Origin of the sequence: Bacteroides sp. OM05-10AA, assembly GCF_003439055.1 — a bacterium.
Lineage (GTDB): Bacteria > Bacteroidota > Bacteroidia > Bacteroidales > Bacteroidaceae > Bacteroides > Bacteroides intestinigallinarum.
Genome location: NZ_QSUR01000040.1, coordinates 1 through 16,347 on the forward strand (window position 1 = coordinate 1; position 16,347 = coordinate 16,347).

Sequence of the window (16,347 nt, forward strand, 5' to 3'; positions counted from 1 at the left end):
TACACCCATTAGAGTATAACTAAAAAATAAAGTTGTGCAACAGGCACCACATACAACACCCGGGTCTCAACCTATCTAACACCCGGGTGTCGGGTGCACTGAGACCCGGGTGTCAGATAAACCTCTATTGCATGAAAAAGAATCTCCCCCACCACATTATTTAAATTTTACCTATACAGACATTTTTTTCGTTCTGCGCCCACGGGCTCCCCACCAGTAAAGCATTCTCGGAGGCACATCATTTTCAAGCAAATAGACATTTAACATTCTGTTGAAAACTTCTCTGAAAGTTTTTTATGGAAAGTTGTGGGGAATTGTGGGGAATTTCATACTTTTACGGTCGCTTATTATAATAAGGTAATGATACGTTTTTTAGGAAATATTGAAGCCAGGGCGGACGCCAAAGGAAGGGTGTTCATACCCGCCACCTTCAGGAAGCAATTACAAGCCGCTTCCGAAGAGAGGCTTATTATGCGTAAAGACATATTTCAAGACTGTTTAACCCTATACCCCGAGAGCGTGTGGAACGAGGAGTTGAACGAGCTACGTAGTAGACTTAACAAATGGAATAGCAAACACCAACTTATTTTCAGGCAATTCGTGAGCGACGTTGAAATAGTGACACCTGATAGCAACGGGCGCATATTAATTCCGAAACGGTATTTACAGATTTGCAGTATCCATGGGGATATTCGCTTTATCGGCATCGATAACAAGATAGAGATCTGGGCGAAAGAACGGGCAGAACAGCCTTTCATGTCACCCGAAGAGTTCGGTGCAGCATTAGAAGAAATTATGAACGATGATAATAGACAAGATGGAGAAAGATGAATTGACATATCACGTACCTGTATTGCTGAAAGAGAGCGTTGACGGTATGAATATCCAACCGGATGGAACGTATGTAGACGTTACATTCGGAGGAGCGGGACATTCGCGCGAGATCCTTTCACGGCTCGGAGAAGGCGGACGCCTGCTGGGATTCGACCAGGACGAGGATGCTGAACGGAACATTGTCAACGATACTCATTTCATCTTCGTGCGCAGTAACTTCCGCTATCTGCACAACTTCCTGCGTTATCACGACATCGAGCAGGTAGATGCGATCCTGGCCGACCTCGGCGTATCTTCCCATCATTTCGATGATAGCGAGCGTGGCTTCTCCTTCCGTTTTGACGGGGCACTGGATATGCGTATGAACAAGCGTGCCGGTATGACAGCAGCAGATATCGTGAATACTTATGATGAAGAACGTCTCGCAAACATCCTCTACCTGTACGGGGAACTAAAGAATAGCCGCAAACTGGCTTCTGTCATCGTTAAAGCCAGAAGCGGACAGCATATCCGGACCATCGGTGAGTTTTTGGAAATCATCAAACCGCTCTTCGGTCGTGAACGTGAAAAGAAAGAGCTGGCAAAGGTGTTCCAGGCACTGCGAATTGAAGTAAACCAAGAGATGGAAGCGTTGAAAGAGATGTTGCTGGCTGCTACGGAGGCATTAAAGCCGGGCGGCAGACTGGTGGTTATCACCTATCATTCGCTGGAAGACCGCATGGTGAAAAACATCATGAAGACAGGCAATGTAGAAGGAAAAGCGGAAACCGACTTCTTCGGCAATCTGCAAACGCCTTTCCGCCTTGTCAACAATAAGGTAATCGTTCCCGACGAGGCAGAAATAGAACGAAACCCGCGGTCGAGAAGCGCCAAATTACGAATTGCAGAAAAGAAATAAAAAGATATGGAAGAAGAAGTAGTAAACAAGAAAGCAGAAGAGGACAAGAAGAAAAAACGTACCTCACTGAAGAGTATTCTGGGTGGAGACATTCTGGCTACCGATTTTTTCCGCCGTCAAACGAAGTTGCTGGTACTTATCATGGTATTCATCATCTTCTACATTCACAATCGTTATGCCAGTCAACAACAACAGATCGAGATAGACCGGCTGAAACAAGAATTGATAGACATTAAATATGACGCGCTGACACGCAGCTCGGAACTGATGGAAAAGAGCCGCCAGTCGCGCATTGAAGATTATATATCGAGTAAAGAAAGCGATTTGCAGACATCGACAAATCCTCCCTACCTTATTAAATAGGTGAGAGTGGATAGTTGATAAATGATAGTTAAGAGTTTTAAAGGACAAATGCTGTGGCAGTTAATAAAAAGAACATAATGACCCGTTACTTCTTCGTCATCCTGTTGATGGCGTTGATAGGAGTAGCTATTGTTGTAAAAGCAGGCATCACCATGTTTGCCGAACGACAATACTGGCAGGATGTGGCTGATCGTTTCGTAAAAGAAAATGTGACGGTGAAACCTAATCGTGGAAACATTATTTCTTCTGATGGTAAACTAATGGCCAGTTCTCTGCCCGAATACAGAATATATATGGACTTTATGTCCGGTGAAAAGGATGAAAAACGCAGACAGAAAGATCAGGCACGCCGGGATTCTATCCTCAACGCAAACATGGATTCTATCTGTATCGGACTTCACAAGATATTCCCGGACAAGAGCGCGGCACAATTCAAGGCACATCTCAAAAAAGGACGCCAGGCAAAAAGCCGCAATTATCTGATTTATCCGAAACGTATCTCCTATATACAATATAAAGAGGTAAAGAGACTGCCTGTGTTCTGTTTGAACCGTTATAAAGGCGGATTCAAAGAACAGGCTTACAATCAGCGTAAGAAACCGTTCGGTTCACTGGCTGCCCGTACACTGGGAGATGTGTATGCAGACACAGCCAAAGGAGCGAGAAATGGTATCGAGCTTGCTTTCGACACCATCCTGAAAGGACGGGACGGATTGACACACCGTCAGAAGGTGATGAACAAATACCTGAACATTGTCGATGTGCCACCGGTTGACGGTTGCGATCTGATTAGTACTATCGACGTAGGTATGCAGGATATTTGCGAGAAAGCGTTGGTGGATAAACTGAAAGAGTTGAATGCCAGTGTGGGCGTGGTGGTATTGATGGAGGTAACTACCGGAGAAGTGAAAGCCATCGTCAACATGATGCAAGGCAAAGACGGTGAGTACTACGAAATGCGCAACAATGCCATCAGTGATATGCTCGAGCCGGGGTCTACTTTCAAAACTGCCTCTATCATGGTAGCTCTTGAAGACGGAAAGATCACGCCGGACTATGTGGTAGACACCGGCAACGGACAGATGCCGATGTACGGACGTGTCATGAAAGACCACAACTGGCATCGCGGAGGATATGGAAAACTGACTGTTACAGAAATCCTAGGGGTTTCGTCCAATGTGGGTACCTCTTATATTATAGACCATTTCTACGGCAGCAACCCGCAGAAGTTTGTAGACGGGTTGAAACGGATGAGCATCGACCAGCCGCTACATCTGCAGATTGCGGGAGAAGGAAAACCGAATATACGCGGTCCGAAAGAACGTTATTTTGCAAAGACAACTTTGCCGTGGATGAGTATCGGCTACGAAACACAGGTTCCACCGATCAATATTCTCACATTCTATAATGGGATAGCCAACAATGGAGTCACCGTGCGTCCGAAGTTTGTCAGAGCTGCCATGAAGGACGGGGAAGTAGTGAAAGAATATCCGACAGAGGTAATCAATCCCAAGATTTGTTCGGATAAGACTTTGGCACAGATCCGTGAGATTCTCCGGAAAGTGGTTGGTGAAGGACTTGCCAAACCTGCGGGAAGCAAGCAGTTCCACGTTTCAGGAAAAACAGGAACGGCGCAAATTTCACAGGGAGCAGCCGGATATAAAACGGGAAGAACGAATTATCTGGTTAGTTTCTGCGGGTATTTCCCGTCAGAGGCACCTAAATACAGTATGATTGTCTCTATCCAGAAACCGGGATTACCGGCTTCGGGAGGTTTGATGGCAGGTAGTGTGTTCAGCAAGATTGCAGAAAGGGTGTATGCCAAAGACCTGCGGTTACCGCTGACCAATGCGATTGATACTAATTCCGTAGTCATTCCGAATGTAAAAGCCGGAGAGATGCGCGAAGCGCAACGGGTATTGGAAGAGCTGCAGATTAACGTACAAGGCAAAATCGCTGATTCGGGCAAAGAGGTTTGGGGAAATACCCATTCTGCCCCACAAGCTGTGGTTTTTGAGAGCCGGAGCAATATGCAGAATTTTGTACCGAGTGTGATAGGTATGGGAGCGAAAGACGCTGTGTACTTGTTGGAAAGTAAAGGATTGAAAGTCAATCTGGTCGGCGTGGGCAAAGTTAAAAGCCAGTCGATAGCCAACGGAACGATTGTTAAGAAGGGACAGACAGTGACGCTTACGCTTAATTAAAAATTAAAGATTAAAAATTGAATAGAGTGATGTTATTAAATGAGTTACTGAAAGCAATCCAACCGGTAGAGGTAGCCGGAGATTCAAACATAGAAATCACCGGTGTCAACATCGACTCCCGTCTAGTGGAAGCCGGACAGCTATTCATGGCAATGCGTGGCACACAAGCCGACGGCCATGCTTATATACCTGCTGCCATCGCAAAAGGAGCAATCGCCATCCTTTGCGAGGATATGCCGGAAGAACCTGTAGCGGGGATTACCTATGTACAAGTAAAAGACAGCGAAGATGCGGTAGGAAAGATTGCCACTACTTTCTATGGAGACCCGACTTCCAAATTGGAACTGGTCGGCGTTACCGGAACGAACGGAAAAACAACGATCGCTACCTTATTATATAATACATTCCGTTATTTCGGATATAAGGTGGGATTGATTTCTACCGTTTGCAATTACATCGATGATGAACCGATTCCGACAGAACATACTACTCCTGATCCAATCACGTTGAACTGTCTGTTGGGACGGATGGCAGATGAAGGATGCAAATATGTTTTCATGGAAGTCAGCTCCCACTCGATTGCACAGAAACGTATCAGTGGACTAAAGTTTGCAGGAGGGATCTTTACCAATCTGACCCGCGACCATCTCGACTATCATAAAACAGTAGAGAATTATCTGAAAGCGAAGAAAAAGTTCTTTGACGATCTGCCGAAAAATGCATTCAGCCTGACCAATCTGGACGATAAAAACGGACTGGTAATGACGCAGAACACACGTTCGAAGGTCTATACTTATTCATTGAGAAGTCTTAGCGACTTTAAAGGACGGGTATTAGAGTCTCATTTCGAAGGGATGCTGCTCGACTTCAACAATCATGAACTGGCAGTTCAGTTTATCGGAAAGTTCAATGCTTCCAATTTGTTGGCGGTATTCGGGGCGGCAGTTCTGTTAGGCAAGAAAGAGGAAGAGGTGCTTGTAGCTCTTAGCACACTTCATCCGGTAGCCGGACGCTTCGATGCGGTCCGCTCACCGCAGGGAATTACGGCGATTGTAGATTATGCACATACCCCGGATGCTCTCATTAATGTACTGAACGCTATTCATGGAGTGCTTGAAGGAAAAGGAAAAGTGATTACCGTGGTAGGCGCCGGCGGTAACCGCGACAAGGGCAAACGCCCCATCATGGCAAAGGAAGCTGCCAAAGCGAGTGACCGCGTCATCATCACTTCCGACAATCCGCGCTTTGAAGAGCCGCAAGACATCATCAATGACATGCTTGCCGGACTGGATGCGGAAGATATGAAGAAAACACTAAGCATTGCCGACCGTAAAGAAGCAATTCGCACGGCTTGCATGCTGGCAGAGAAAGGAGATGTAATTCTCGTTGCCGGAAAAGGACATGAGAATTACCAGGAGATAAAAGGAGTGAAACATCATTTTGATGACAAAGAAGTACTCAAAGAAATTTTTAAATAATGAATAGACTGTGCTAATATGCCGACCGGCTTCGTTATCTATCCGACAGCAACCGGCATAACAACACATCAATAAATTGGCAAATTATTTATGTTATACTATCTATTTGAATGGCTACATAAGCTCAATTTTCCAGGAGCGGGAATGTTTGGATATACTTCATTCCGTGCTTTGATGGCGGTTATCCTCGCGTTACTGATTTCAAGTATCTGGGGAGACAAGTTCATCAACCTACTCAAAAGGAAGCAAATCACAGAAACGCAGCGTGATGCTAAAACCGACCCGTTCGGCGTCAACAAGGTGGGCGTACCGAGCATGGGTGGCGTTATCATCATTGTAGCCATCCTGATACCTTGTTTACTGTTAGGTAAACTGCATAATATATACATGATACTGATGCTAATCACTACTATATGGTTGGGATCACTCGGATTTGCAGACGACTATATCAAAATCTTCAAAAGAGACAAGGAAGGTTTGCATGGTAAATTCAAAATCATCGGGCAGGTTGGTTTAGGTTTAATTGTCGGCATGACTTTGTACCTAAGTCCGGACGTAGTGATCCGTGAGAATATCGAAGTGCATAATCCGGGAAGGGAGATGGAAGTGATACACGGAACGAATGACCTGAAATCTACCCAGACAACGATTCCTTTTTTCAAGAGCAACAACCTTGATTATGCCGATCTGGTTTCGTTCATGGGAGAACATGCGCAAACAGCCGGATGGATATTGTTCGTCATTGTCACAATCATTGTAGTTACCGCCGTATCAAACGGTGCCAACCTGAATGACGGTATGGACGGAATGGCGGCCGGGAACTCGGCAATTATCGGTGCAACGTTGGGGGTACTGGCCTATGTATCATCGCATATCGAATTTGCAGGCTACCTGAACATCATGTATATTCCGGGCTCGGAAGAACTCGTAATCTATATCTGCGCCTTTATCGGTGCACTGATCGGTTTCTTATGGTACAACGCCTATCCGGCACAAGTATTTATGGGAGATACAGGCAGTCTTACTATTGGCGGTATTATCGCAGTGTTTGCCATCATCATCCACAAAGAGTTGCTGATACCGATTCTTTGCGGTGTATTCCTGGTAGAAAACCTGTCGGTAATCCTGCAACGGGCTTATTATAAGGCGGGAAAACGAAAAGGTGTGAAACAGCGATTGTTCAAGCGCACACCGATTCACGATCACTTCCGCACTTCGATGAGCCTGATTGAACCGGGATGCACGGTGAAATTCACCAAACCCGACCAACTGTTTCATGAATCAAAGATTACCGTCCGGTTCTGGATTGTAACGATTGTATTGGCAGCAATAACGATTATAACGCTTAAAATAAGATAACCGGCAAGGTGCCGGAGCCAAGTTTCCATACGGGAAACATGTTTTATAGATAGAGAGTATTAACCCGATTATTAACTTTTAAAGATGTGCACAGCTAATAGATAAATCAATCAATTAGAAAATAAGGGCACATTATTGTAGATGAAAAGAATAGTAATTTTAGGAGCTGGCGAAAGCGGCGCAGGTGCAGCCGTACTCGCTAAAGTCAAAGGATTTGAGACGTTTGTTTCGGACATGTCCGCTATCAAGGACAAGTATAAGGAACTTCTCGACAGCCATCAGATTGCCTGGGAAGAAGGACACCATACCGAAGAACTCATTCTGAATGCCGACGAGGTAATCAAAAGCCCCGGTATCCCGAATGACGCCCCGATCATCCTGAAACTGAAAGCTCAAGGCACACCGGTGATCTCCGAGATAGAGTTTGCCGGACGCTATACTGATGCCAAAATGATCTGTATTACAGGTTCTAACGGGAAAACCACAACAACTTCCCTGATCTACCATATTTTCAAAAGCGCAGGTCTGAACGTAGGTTTGGCAGGCAACATCGGCAAAAGCCTTGCTTTGCAGGTAGCCGAAGATTACCACGATTACTATATTATCGAACTTAGCTCTTTCCAGCTGGATAATATGTATAACTTCCGTGCGAACATCGCCGTATTGATGAACATCACTCCGGACCATCTTGATCGCTACGACCATTGTATGCAGAATTACATCGACGCTAAATTCCGCATCACCCAAAACCAAACACCGGACGATGCTTTCATCTTCTGGAACGATGACCCTATCATCAGACAGGAACTGGCAAAACATGGTCTGAAAGCTCACTTGTATCCTTTTGCCGCTGTAAAAGAGGATGGAGCAATTGCATACGTAGAAGATCACGAAGTGAAAATCACCGAACCGATTGCCTTCAACATGGAGCAAGAGGAACTGGCCCTGACAGGACAACACAACCTGTACAACTCTTTAGCCGCCGGTATCTCGGCAAACCTTGCCGGCATCGCCAAAGAAAACATCCGGAAAGCCCTCTCCGATTTCAAGGGAGTGGAACATCGGTTGGAAAAGGTGGCACGTGTGCGCGGAATTGATTTTATTAACGACTCTAAAGCCACGAATGTCAACTCCTGCTGGTATGCCCTGCAAAGCATGACTACCAAAACGGTATTGATTCTCGGTGGTAAAGATAAAGGAAACGACTATACTGAAATTGAAGACCTGGTACGCGAAAAGTGTTCAGCACTGGTATATCTGGGACTTCATAACGAAAAGCTTCACGAATTCTTCGACCGTTTCGGTCTGCCGGTAGCCGATGTGCAAACCGGCATGAAAGATGCCGTAGAAGCAGCCTATAAACTGGCAAAGAAAGGTGAAACGGTATTATTAAGTCCTTGCTGCGCTTCTTTCGACCTCTTCAAGAGTTACGAAGACCGTGGCGACCAATTTAAAGAATGTGTCCGTGCCCTTTAATTTCTAATTATTAATTTTTAAATTCTGCAAGATTGGATTTATTAAAGAACATATTCAAAGGTGACAAGGTAATCTGGATTATCTTCCTCTGTCTCTGCCTCATCTCGATCATCGAGGTGTTTTCGGCAGCGTCGACGCTGACTTACAAAAGTGGCGACCATTGGGGGCCGATTACGCAACACTCCATCATCCTGATGGTGGGAGCTGTGGTAGTCGTATTTCTGCATAATGTTCCCTACAAATGGTTCCAGGTATTTCCGGTCTTTCTATATCCGGTATCTCTGGTTCTACTGGCATTTGTCACGCTGATGGGTATCATCACAGGCGACCGTGTCAACGGGGCAGCCCGCTGGATGACCTTTATGGGATTGCAATTCCAGCCATCGGAATTGGCAAAGATGGCGGTAATCATTGCCGTCTCATTCATCCTGTCCAAAAGGCAGGACGAATATGGGGCCAATCCGAATGCATTTAAATATATCATGATCCTCACCGGACTGGTATTCCTGCTCATCGCACCGGAAAACCTTTCAACAGCAATGCTGCTGTTCGGAGTGGTATGTATGATGATGTTCATCGGACGGGTATCTTCCAAGAAACTGTTCGGGATGTTGGGGATATTGGGGCTTGTAGGCGGTGTTGCTGTAGGCATACTGATGGCTATTCCCGCCAAAACACTGCACAACACTCCGGGACTTCACCGTTTCGAAACGTGGCAGAATCGTGTTTCCGGTTTCTTTGAGAAAGAAGAAGTGCCGGCAGCCAAATTTGATATTGACAAAGACGCACAGATTGCACACGCGCGAATCGCCATTGCTACCAGCCATGTAGTAGGCAAAGGTCCGGGAAACTCGATACAACGTGACTTCCTTAGCCAGGCATTCTCCGATTTTATCTTCGCGATTGTGATTGAAGAAATGGGATTGGTAGGAGGAATATTTGTGGTGTTCCTCTATTTATGGTTGCTGATGCGAGCCGGACGAATCGCCCAGAAGTGCGAGCGAACCTTCCCCGCCTTTCTCGTCATGGGTATTGCGCTGTTGTTGGTATCACAGGCAATACTGAATATGATGGTTGCTGTCGGGTTATTCCCCGTCACAGGACAGCCCCTGCCTCTGGTCAGCAAAGGAGGTACAAGTACGTTAATCAACTGCGCTTATATCGGAATGATATTAAGCGTAAGCCGATATACCGCTCATCTGGAAGAACAGAAAGCGCACGATGCACAGATCCAACTGCAAATAGAGGCGGATGCCGCAGCCAATTCCGAAGCACAGGCCGCAGCCGAACCGACAGCGCAGATTCTGAACAGCGACGCCACATTTGAAGATGAGCATGATAGCAGAAACAACGAACGGTAAATGTTGAGAAAGGACAGAAGAAAACAGTATGATGGAAAAAGAACTTAGAATTATCATCAGCGGTGGAGGAACAGGAGGACATATCTTTCCTGCCGTCTCTATCGCAAACGCTATAATAGAGCTACGCCCTGACGCAGAAATTCTCTTTGTAGGCGCTGAAGGACGTATGGAAATGCAACGGGTTCCCGATGCAGGCTACCGGATTATCGGACTTCCGATAGCCGGATTCGACCGCAAACATTTATGGAAAAATGTATCCGTATTGATTAAACTGATGCGCAGCCAATGGAAAGCGCGCAAAGTAATCAAAAACTTCCGCCCGCAAGTGGCGGTAGGTGTAGGCGGATATGCAAGCGGGCCGACACTAAAGACTGCCGGAATGATGGGAGTCCCCACATTAATCCAGGAACAAAACTCGTATGCCGGAGTTACCAATAAACTCCTGGCACAGAAAGCTCGTAAGATTTGTGTAGCTTATGACGGAATGGAAAAGTTCTTCCCTGCCGACAAGATTATCATGACGGGTAATCCCGTCCGCCAGAACCTGACAAAGGATATGCCGTCAAAAGAAGAAGCGTTACGTTCTTTCCACTTACAGCCCGGCAAAAAGACAATCCTGATTGTAGGTGGCAGCTTGGGTGCACGCACCATCAACAATACGTTGACAGCCAGTCTGGCAACCATCAAGGAAAACACGGACGTGCAGTTTATCTGGCAAACGGGCAAATACTATTATCCGCAAGTGACAGAAGCCGTAAAAGCGGCAGGAGCACTTCCGAATTTATATGTAACGGATTTCATCAAAGATATGGCAGCCGCTTATGCCGCTGCCGATCTGGTTATTTCCCGTGCGGGAGCAGGTTCCATTTCTGAATTCTGTTTGCTGCACAAGCCTGTTATCTTAGTGCCCTCGCCCAACGTAGCGGAAGATCACCAGACGAAGAACGCCTTGGCGTTGGTAAACAAGCAGGCAGCTATCTACGTCAAAGACAGTGAAGCGGAAACCACTTTGATGGACGTAGCCCTGTCCACTGTCAACGACGAGCAGAAACTGAAAGAACTAACAGAGAATATCGCCAAACTGGCTTTACCCGATTCAGCGAGAATCATCGCACAAGAGGTCATTAAGCTGGCGGAAGCAAAGAACTGATAAATGGACGATCGGATTACGCAGATTGAAGTAACGGCACAATGCTCGTATCAAACAACGTGATCCGCACTAAAATAAAAAGACAGAAGAAATGAATATAGAAACGATAAAATCAGTCTATTTCGTAGGTGCCGGCGGCATCGGTATGAGTGCACTTGTACGCTACTTCCTTTTCAAAGGAAAGGTAGTGGCAGGATATGACCGTACTCCTACTCCATTGACTGAAACGCTGATCGCCGAAGGCGCACAAATACATTATGAAGAAAACGTCGACCTGATTCCCGGAGCCTGCAAAGACAAGGAAAGTACGTTGGTCATATACACTCCGGCCGTTCCGCAGGAACACGAAGAACTCGTTTATTTCCGTAACAGCGGATTCGAAATACAGAAACGCGCCCAAGTATTGGGAACGATTACCCACTCGAGCAAAGGTCTGTGTGTGGCAGGTACCCACGGGAAAACAACCACATCGACTATGACAGCTCATCTGTTCCACCAGTCGCATGTGGAATGTACCGCTTTTCTCGGAGGAATCTCTAAGAATTACGGCACCAACCTGCTGCTCTCTCAAGCAAGCCCTTACACAGTGATTGAAGCAGATGAATTCGACCGTTCTTTCCACTGGCTGTCACCCTATATGTCTGTAATCACGTCTACCGACCCCGATCATCTGGACATCTACGGAACAGAGCAAGCCTACCTGGAAAGTTTCGAACATTACACCACGCTAATCCAACCGGGTGGTGCACTGATTATCCGCAAAGGCATCTCTCTGCAGCCCAAAGTGCAGCCGGGCGTTCGTGTCTACACTTACTCACGTGACGAAGGAGACTTCCATGCAGAAAACATCCGTATCGGAAACGGAGAGATATTCATCGACTTTGTTGCTCCGGACACCCGTATCAACGACATCCAACTGGGAATCCCGGTAAGTATCAACATAGAAAATGGCGTAGCCGCCATGGCATTGGCACACCTCAACGGGGTGACCGATGAAGAGATAAAAAGAGGTATGGCAAGTTTCCGCGGAGTAGACCGCCGGTTCGACTTCAAACTCAAGAACGACCGGATTGTCTTTCTAAGTGACTACGCACACCACCCCTCTGAAATCAAACAGAGCGTGCTGTCTATGCGCGAACTTTACAAGGACAAGAAGATCACAGCCATCTTCCAGCCTCATCTCTATACCCGCACCCGCGACTTCTATCAGGATTTTGCCGATAGTCTGTCGTTACTCGACGAAGTGATTCTGGTAGACATCTACCCGGCACGCGAAGCACCAATTCCGGGCGTCACCAGCAAACTGATTTATGATAATCTCCGTCCTGGTATCGAAAAAAGTATGTGCAAAAAGGAAGAGATACTGAACATTCTGAAAGATAAAAACATTGAAGTATTAATTACTTTAGGAGCCGGAGACATCGATAACTATGTCCCCGAAATAAAGGAACTATTAGAAAAAAGATAAATGAATAATCACCCGGCAGCCTGTCCGAAACAGTGCAAGCATTTTAATTTTTAATCTTTAATTTTTGATTATGATTAAAAGAATCCTTCTATCCATCGTCATGCTGGTGCTCATAGCTTACCTTGCCGTAGCTATCACCGCTTTCAACCGCAAGCCTGCCGACCAGACCTGCCGTGACATGGAATTGGTTATCAAGGATACCGCATACGCCGGCTTCATCACCAAAGAAGAGCTGAAAGGTATCCTTCAGCAGAAAGGGATCTACCCCATCGGGAAGAAGATGGAACGCATCTCCACCAAGTCACTGGAACGGGAACTAAGCAAACATCCGTTGATTGACGAAGCCGAGTGCTACAAAACACCCAGCGGCAAAGTATGCGTGGAAGTGACACAGCGTATTCCTATCCTCCGGGTCATGAGCGCCAACGGCCAAAACTACTACCTTGACAACAAAGGAACCATCATGCCACCGGAAGCAAAATGCGTCGCTCACCGGGTAATTGTCACCGGAAACGTAGAAAAGTCGTTTGCAATGAAGGATTTATATAAGTTTGGTGTATTTTTGCATAATAATAAATTCTGGGACGCCCAGATAGAGCAGATCCATGTGTTGCCCGACCAGAACATCGAATTGGTGCCGCGTGTGGGAGACCATCTGGTCTATCTCGGAAAACTGGAGAACTTTGAAGATAAACTGGCACGTTTGAAGGAGTTCTACAAAAAAGGACTCAACCGGGTAGGCTGGAACAAATATTCACGCATCAATCTCGAATTCAGCAACCAGATTATCTGTACAAAACGAGAGTAGTTGATAAGTGATAGATGATAAGTAAACAGTCTCTCTATATAGTAAATTGTAAATAGTAAAATAGTAAATTAAATAACCCTATGGCAACAACAGAATTTATCGCCGCTATTGAACTTGGTTCATCGAAGATAACCGGTGTGGCCGGAAGAAAGAACAGTGACGGAAGCATGCAGGTATTAGCGTATGCCCAGGAAGACTCTTCTACGTTCATTCGTAAAGGAGTAATCTTTAACCTGGACAAGACAGCGCAAAGCCTGACTTCAATCATCAACAGACTGGAAGGTGAGTTGAAAAACTCAATTGCCAAGGTATATGTAGGCATCGGCGGACAATCACTCCGCACCGTCCGCAATGTAGTAAGCCGCGACCTGGAGGAAGAAGCTATCATATCCGAAGAGCTTGTAAGCGCTATCGGTGATGAGAACATTGCCATCCCGGTGGTCGATATGGATATATTGGACGTAGCTCCACAAGAATATAAGGTAGGTAATAACCTGCAAGCCAATCCGGTAGGTCTGGTAGGAAGCCACATCGAAGGACGTTTCCTCAATATCGTTGCCCGTGCTTCCGTACGTAAGAACCTGGAGCACTGTTTCCAGCAGGCAAAAATTGATATTGCCGACCAACTGATCGCTCCGTTAGTAACCGCAAATGCCGTACTGACAGAAAGCGAACGCCGTTCGGGTTGTGCACTGATCGACTTCGGAGCAGACACAACTACCATCTCTGTATATAAGAATAATATTCTCCGCTTCCTGACTGTATTGCCTTTGGGAGGCAACAGCATCACGCGTGACATCACCACCCTGCAAATGGAGGAGGAAGAAGCCGAACGCCTGAAAAAAGCCTACGGTGACGCCCTCTATGAAGAGGACCCCGAACAGGAAGAAGCAACCTGCAAACTGGATGATGACAACCGTATCATCAAAGTGGCGGATCTTAACAATATCATCGAAGCCCGTGCCGAGGAAATCGTTGCCAACGTATGGAACCAGATACAACTATCGAGCTACGAGGACAAACTGCTGGCAGGAATCATCCTGACAGGAGGAGCCGCCAACCTGAAGAATCTGGACGAAACCTTGCGCAAACGCAGTAAGATAGAAAAGATACGGATGGCGAAACTCCCACGCAATACGGTTCATGCGCCCAACAACATACTGAAGAAAGACGGTTCGCAGAACACTTTGTTCGGGCTCCTGTTTGAAGGTAACCAGAACTGCTGCCTGACGGAAACTGCTCCGCAAGCCGCTCCTGCACCATCAGTCTCCAAACCGGAGCCGGAAGTGCATAAGACAGTGGATATGTTTGAGGACGATCAGGAACTGAAAGAACAGGCCCGCATCGCCCGTCTCAAGAAAGAGGAAGAAGAGCGGGAAGCCAAGCTAGCCGCCAAAGAAGCGGAAAAACTTCGCAAGCAAAAGGAAAAGGAAGAGAAAGAAAGACGGAAAAGAGAAGCAGGTCCGAGTTGGATTCAACGCAAGATCGATTCGTTGACGAAAGAAATCTTCTCCGACGACGATATGAAGTAACCTTCAGCAGCTTGTTAATCAATATTCATAATTCGTAATTCATAATTCAATCAAGATATGGACGAGATAGTACAATTCGATTTCCCGACAGATTCGCCGAAGATCATCAAAGTGATTGGTGTAGGTGGTGGTGGTGGTAACGCTGTAAACCACATGTACCGGGAAGGCATCCATGATGTAACGTTCGTTCTTTGTAACACGGACAACCAGGCATTAGCCGAATCACCTGTCCCGGTGAAACTGCAACTGGGCCGTAGCATCACGCAAGGGCTTGGAGCCGGCAACCGTCCCGAACGGGCACGCGACGCCGCCGAAGAAAGTATAGAAGATATCAGAAACCAGCTGAACGACGGCACCAAGATGGTATTCATCACCGCCGGAATGGGAGGAGGAACCGGAACGGGAGCTGCTCCGGTCATCGCCCGCATTGCGAAGGAAATGGATATTCTGACTGTCGGTATCGTCACCATCCCCTTTATCTTCGAAGGAGAAAAGAAAATTATCCAGGCACTGGACGGCGTAGAGCGCATCGCCCAGCATGTTGATGCCTTGCTGGTTATCAACAACGAACGCCTGCGCGAAATATACGCCGACCTTACCTTTATGAACGCTTTCGGCAAAGCCGATGATACTCTTTCCATTGCTGCCAAAAGTATTGCCGAGATTATCACCATGCGGGGTACGGTCAACCTTGACTTTGCCGATGTGAAAACCATCCTGAAAGATGGTGGAGTAGCAATCATGAGTACCGGGTTCGGCGAAGGAGAAAATCGTGTGACGAAAGCAATCGACGATGCCCTGCATTCTCCGTTGCTCAACAACAATGATATCTTCAATGCCAAGAAAGTAATGTTGAACGTATCTTTCTGCCCGTCATCGGAACTGATGATGGAGGAAATGAACGAGATACACGAGTTCATGAGCAAATTCCGCGAAGGGGTGGAAGTGATTTGGGGCGTTGCCATCGACAACTCACTGGAAACAAGAGTAAAAATCACCGTATTGGCAACCGGATTCGGTGTGGAAGACGTTCCCGGAATGGACAGCCTGCACGCTGCACGCAGCCAGGAAGAGGAAGAACGCCAACTGCAACTGGAAGAGGAAAAAGAAAAGAACAAGGAACGTATCCGCAAGGCATACGGCGAAAGTGCCAGCAACATCGGAAGCAAGAGCCTCCGCAAACGCCGCCACATCTATCTTTTCAACACGGAAGATCTGAACAACGACGACATCATCGCCATGGTAGAAGATTCTCCCACTTATATGCGTGATAAGACTACTCTTACCAAAATCCGGACGAAAGCCGCTCTGGAAGAGGAAGTAGCCACGGAAGAAGCTACAGATGACAACGGTGTGATTACGTTCTAAACAAAGAACTAAGAACGAAAATTATAAACTCGCAAAATCAGGCTTCAG

13 protein-coding genes are annotated in these 16,347 nt (G+C 46.6%); all 13 read left to right on the forward strand.

Annotated elements, in window-relative coordinates; all coding sequences use genetic code 11:
- Positions 1 to 360 precede the first annotated feature (360 nt).
- The 13 genes from mraZ (at position 361) to ftsZ (ending at position 16,299) form a co-directional block, all read left to right on the forward strand.
- The gene (gene mraZ, locus DXB58_RS23055) at positions 361 to 831 is read left to right on the forward strand and encodes a division/cell wall cluster transcriptional repressor MraZ (protein WP_122138410.1); all 471 of its coding nucleotides are present in this window, start codon (positions 361 to 363) and stop codon (positions 829 to 831) included.
- The gene (gene rsmH, locus DXB58_RS23060; RefSeq protein ID WP_122138409.1) at positions 818 to 1,732 is read left to right on the forward strand and encodes a 16S rRNA (cytosine(1402)-N(4))-methyltransferase RsmH; all 915 of its coding nucleotides are present in this window, start codon (positions 818 to 820) and stop codon (positions 1,730 to 1,732) included. Before mraZ ends, rsmH begins: the two co-directional genes overlap by 14 nt.
- 6 nt (positions 1,733 to 1,738) lie before the next feature.
- Positions 1,739 to 2,095, forward strand: a complete 357-nt coding sequence (locus DXB58_RS23065) for an FtsL-like putative cell division protein (protein ID WP_008649240.1) — start codon at positions 1,739 to 1,741, stop codon at positions 2,093 to 2,095.
- A gap of 77 nt (positions 2,096 to 2,172) precedes the next feature.
- A complete protein-coding gene (locus tag DXB58_RS23070) occupies positions 2,173 to 4,299 on the forward strand; it encodes a penicillin-binding transpeptidase domain-containing protein (protein WP_122138387.1) in 2,127 nt (708 codons plus the stop codon).
- A gap of 29 nt (positions 4,300 to 4,328) precedes the next feature.
- Positions 4,329 to 5,777 carry a UDP-N-acetylmuramoyl-L-alanyl-D-glutamate--2,6-diaminopimelate ligase gene (locus DXB58_RS23075; RefSeq protein WP_122138388.1) on the forward strand — a complete coding sequence of 483 codons (1,449 nt, stop codon included), beginning with the start codon at positions 4,329 to 4,331 and terminating at the stop codon, positions 5,775 to 5,777.
- Positions 5,778 to 5,867: 90 nt separating this feature from the next.
- A complete protein-coding gene (locus DXB58_RS23080) occupies positions 5,868 to 7,136 on the forward strand; it encodes a phospho-N-acetylmuramoyl-pentapeptide-transferase (RefSeq protein ID WP_004307345.1) in 1,269 nt (422 codons plus the stop codon).
- A 141-nt stretch (positions 7,137 to 7,277) separates the two neighbouring features.
- Positions 7,278 to 8,612 carry a UDP-N-acetylmuramoyl-L-alanine--D-glutamate ligase gene (gene murD, locus DXB58_RS23085; protein WP_004298208.1) on the forward strand — a complete coding sequence of 445 codons (1,335 nt, stop codon included), beginning with the start codon at positions 7,278 to 7,280 and terminating at the stop codon, positions 8,610 to 8,612.
- A gap of 32 nt (positions 8,613 to 8,644) precedes the next feature.
- Positions 8,645 to 9,973: an FtsW/RodA/SpoVE family cell cycle protein gene (locus DXB58_RS23090; RefSeq protein WP_122138389.1), complete on the forward strand. Its 1,329-nt coding sequence runs from the start codon at positions 8,645 to 8,647 to the stop codon at positions 9,971 to 9,973.
- 31 nt (positions 9,974 to 10,004) lie between these two features.
- Positions 10,005 to 11,123, forward strand: a complete 1,119-nt coding sequence (gene murG / locus DXB58_RS23095; RefSeq protein ID WP_122138411.1) for an undecaprenyldiphospho-muramoylpentapeptide beta-N-acetylglucosaminyltransferase — start codon at positions 10,005 to 10,007, stop codon at positions 11,121 to 11,123.
- Positions 11,124 to 11,214: 91 nt separating this feature from the next.
- Positions 11,215 to 12,591: a UDP-N-acetylmuramate--L-alanine ligase gene (gene murC, locus DXB58_RS23100; protein ID WP_122138390.1), complete on the forward strand. Its 1,377-nt coding sequence runs from the start codon at positions 11,215 to 11,217 to the stop codon at positions 12,589 to 12,591.
- 70 nt (positions 12,592 to 12,661) lie between these two features.
- A complete protein-coding gene (locus DXB58_RS23105) occupies positions 12,662 to 13,399 on the forward strand; it encodes a cell division protein FtsQ/DivIB (RefSeq protein WP_004298212.1) in 738 nt (245 codons plus the stop codon).
- An 80-nt stretch (positions 13,400 to 13,479) separates the two neighbouring features.
- Positions 13,480 to 14,931 (forward strand): cell division protein FtsA, encoded by a 1,452-nt coding sequence (ftsA, locus tag DXB58_RS23110; protein WP_008998126.1) that lies wholly within the window; start codon positions 13,480 to 13,482, stop codon positions 14,929 to 14,931.
- A 57-nt stretch (positions 14,932 to 14,988) separates the two neighbouring features.
- On the forward strand, positions 14,989 to 16,299 hold the full coding sequence (ftsZ, locus tag DXB58_RS23115; RefSeq protein ID WP_122138391.1) for a cell division protein FtsZ: 1,311 nt from the start codon (positions 14,989 to 14,991) through the stop codon (positions 16,297 to 16,299).
- Positions 16,300 to 16,347 lie beyond the last annotated feature (48 nt).

Bases quoted from the DNA above. Each gene is read 5' to 3' on its own strand.
- murD (WP_004298208.1), top strand. From the start codon at position 7,278: ATGAAAAGAATAGTAATTTTAGGAGCTGGCGAAAGCGGCGCAGGTGCA.
- ftsA (WP_008998126.1), top strand. From the start codon at position 13,480: ATGGCAACAACAGAATTTATCGCCGCTATTGAACTTGGTTCATCGAAG.
- murC (WP_122138390.1), top strand. From the start codon at position 11,215: ATGAATATAGAAACGATAAAATCAGTCTATTTCGTAGGTGCCGGCGGC.
- murG (WP_122138411.1), top strand. From the start codon at position 10,005: ATGGAAAAAGAACTTAGAATTATCATCAGCGGTGGAGGAACAGGAGGA.
- DXB58_RS23080 (WP_004307345.1), top strand. From the start codon at position 5,868: ATGTTATACTATCTATTTGAATGGCTACATAAGCTCAATTTTCCAGGA.
- DXB58_RS23105 (WP_004298212.1), top strand. From the start codon at position 12,662: ATGATTAAAAGAATCCTTCTATCCATCGTCATGCTGGTGCTCATAGCT.
- rsmH (WP_122138409.1), top strand. From the start codon at position 818: ATGGAGAAAGATGAATTGACATATCACGTACCTGTATTGCTGAAAGAG.
- DXB58_RS23070 (WP_122138387.1), top strand. From the start codon at position 2,173: ATGACCCGTTACTTCTTCGTCATCCTGTTGATGGCGTTGATAGGAGTA.
- ftsZ (WP_122138391.1), top strand. From the start codon at position 14,989: ATGGACGAGATAGTACAATTCGATTTCCCGACAGATTCGCCGAAGATC.
- DXB58_RS23075 (WP_122138388.1), top strand. From the start codon at position 4,329: ATGTTATTAAATGAGTTACTGAAAGCAATCCAACCGGTAGAGGTAGCC.
- mraZ (WP_122138410.1), top strand. From the start codon at position 361: ATGATACGTTTTTTAGGAAATATTGAAGCCAGGGCGGACGCCAAAGGA.
- DXB58_RS23065 (WP_008649240.1), top strand. From the start codon at position 1,739: ATGGAAGAAGAAGTAGTAAACAAGAAAGCAGAAGAGGACAAGAAGAAA.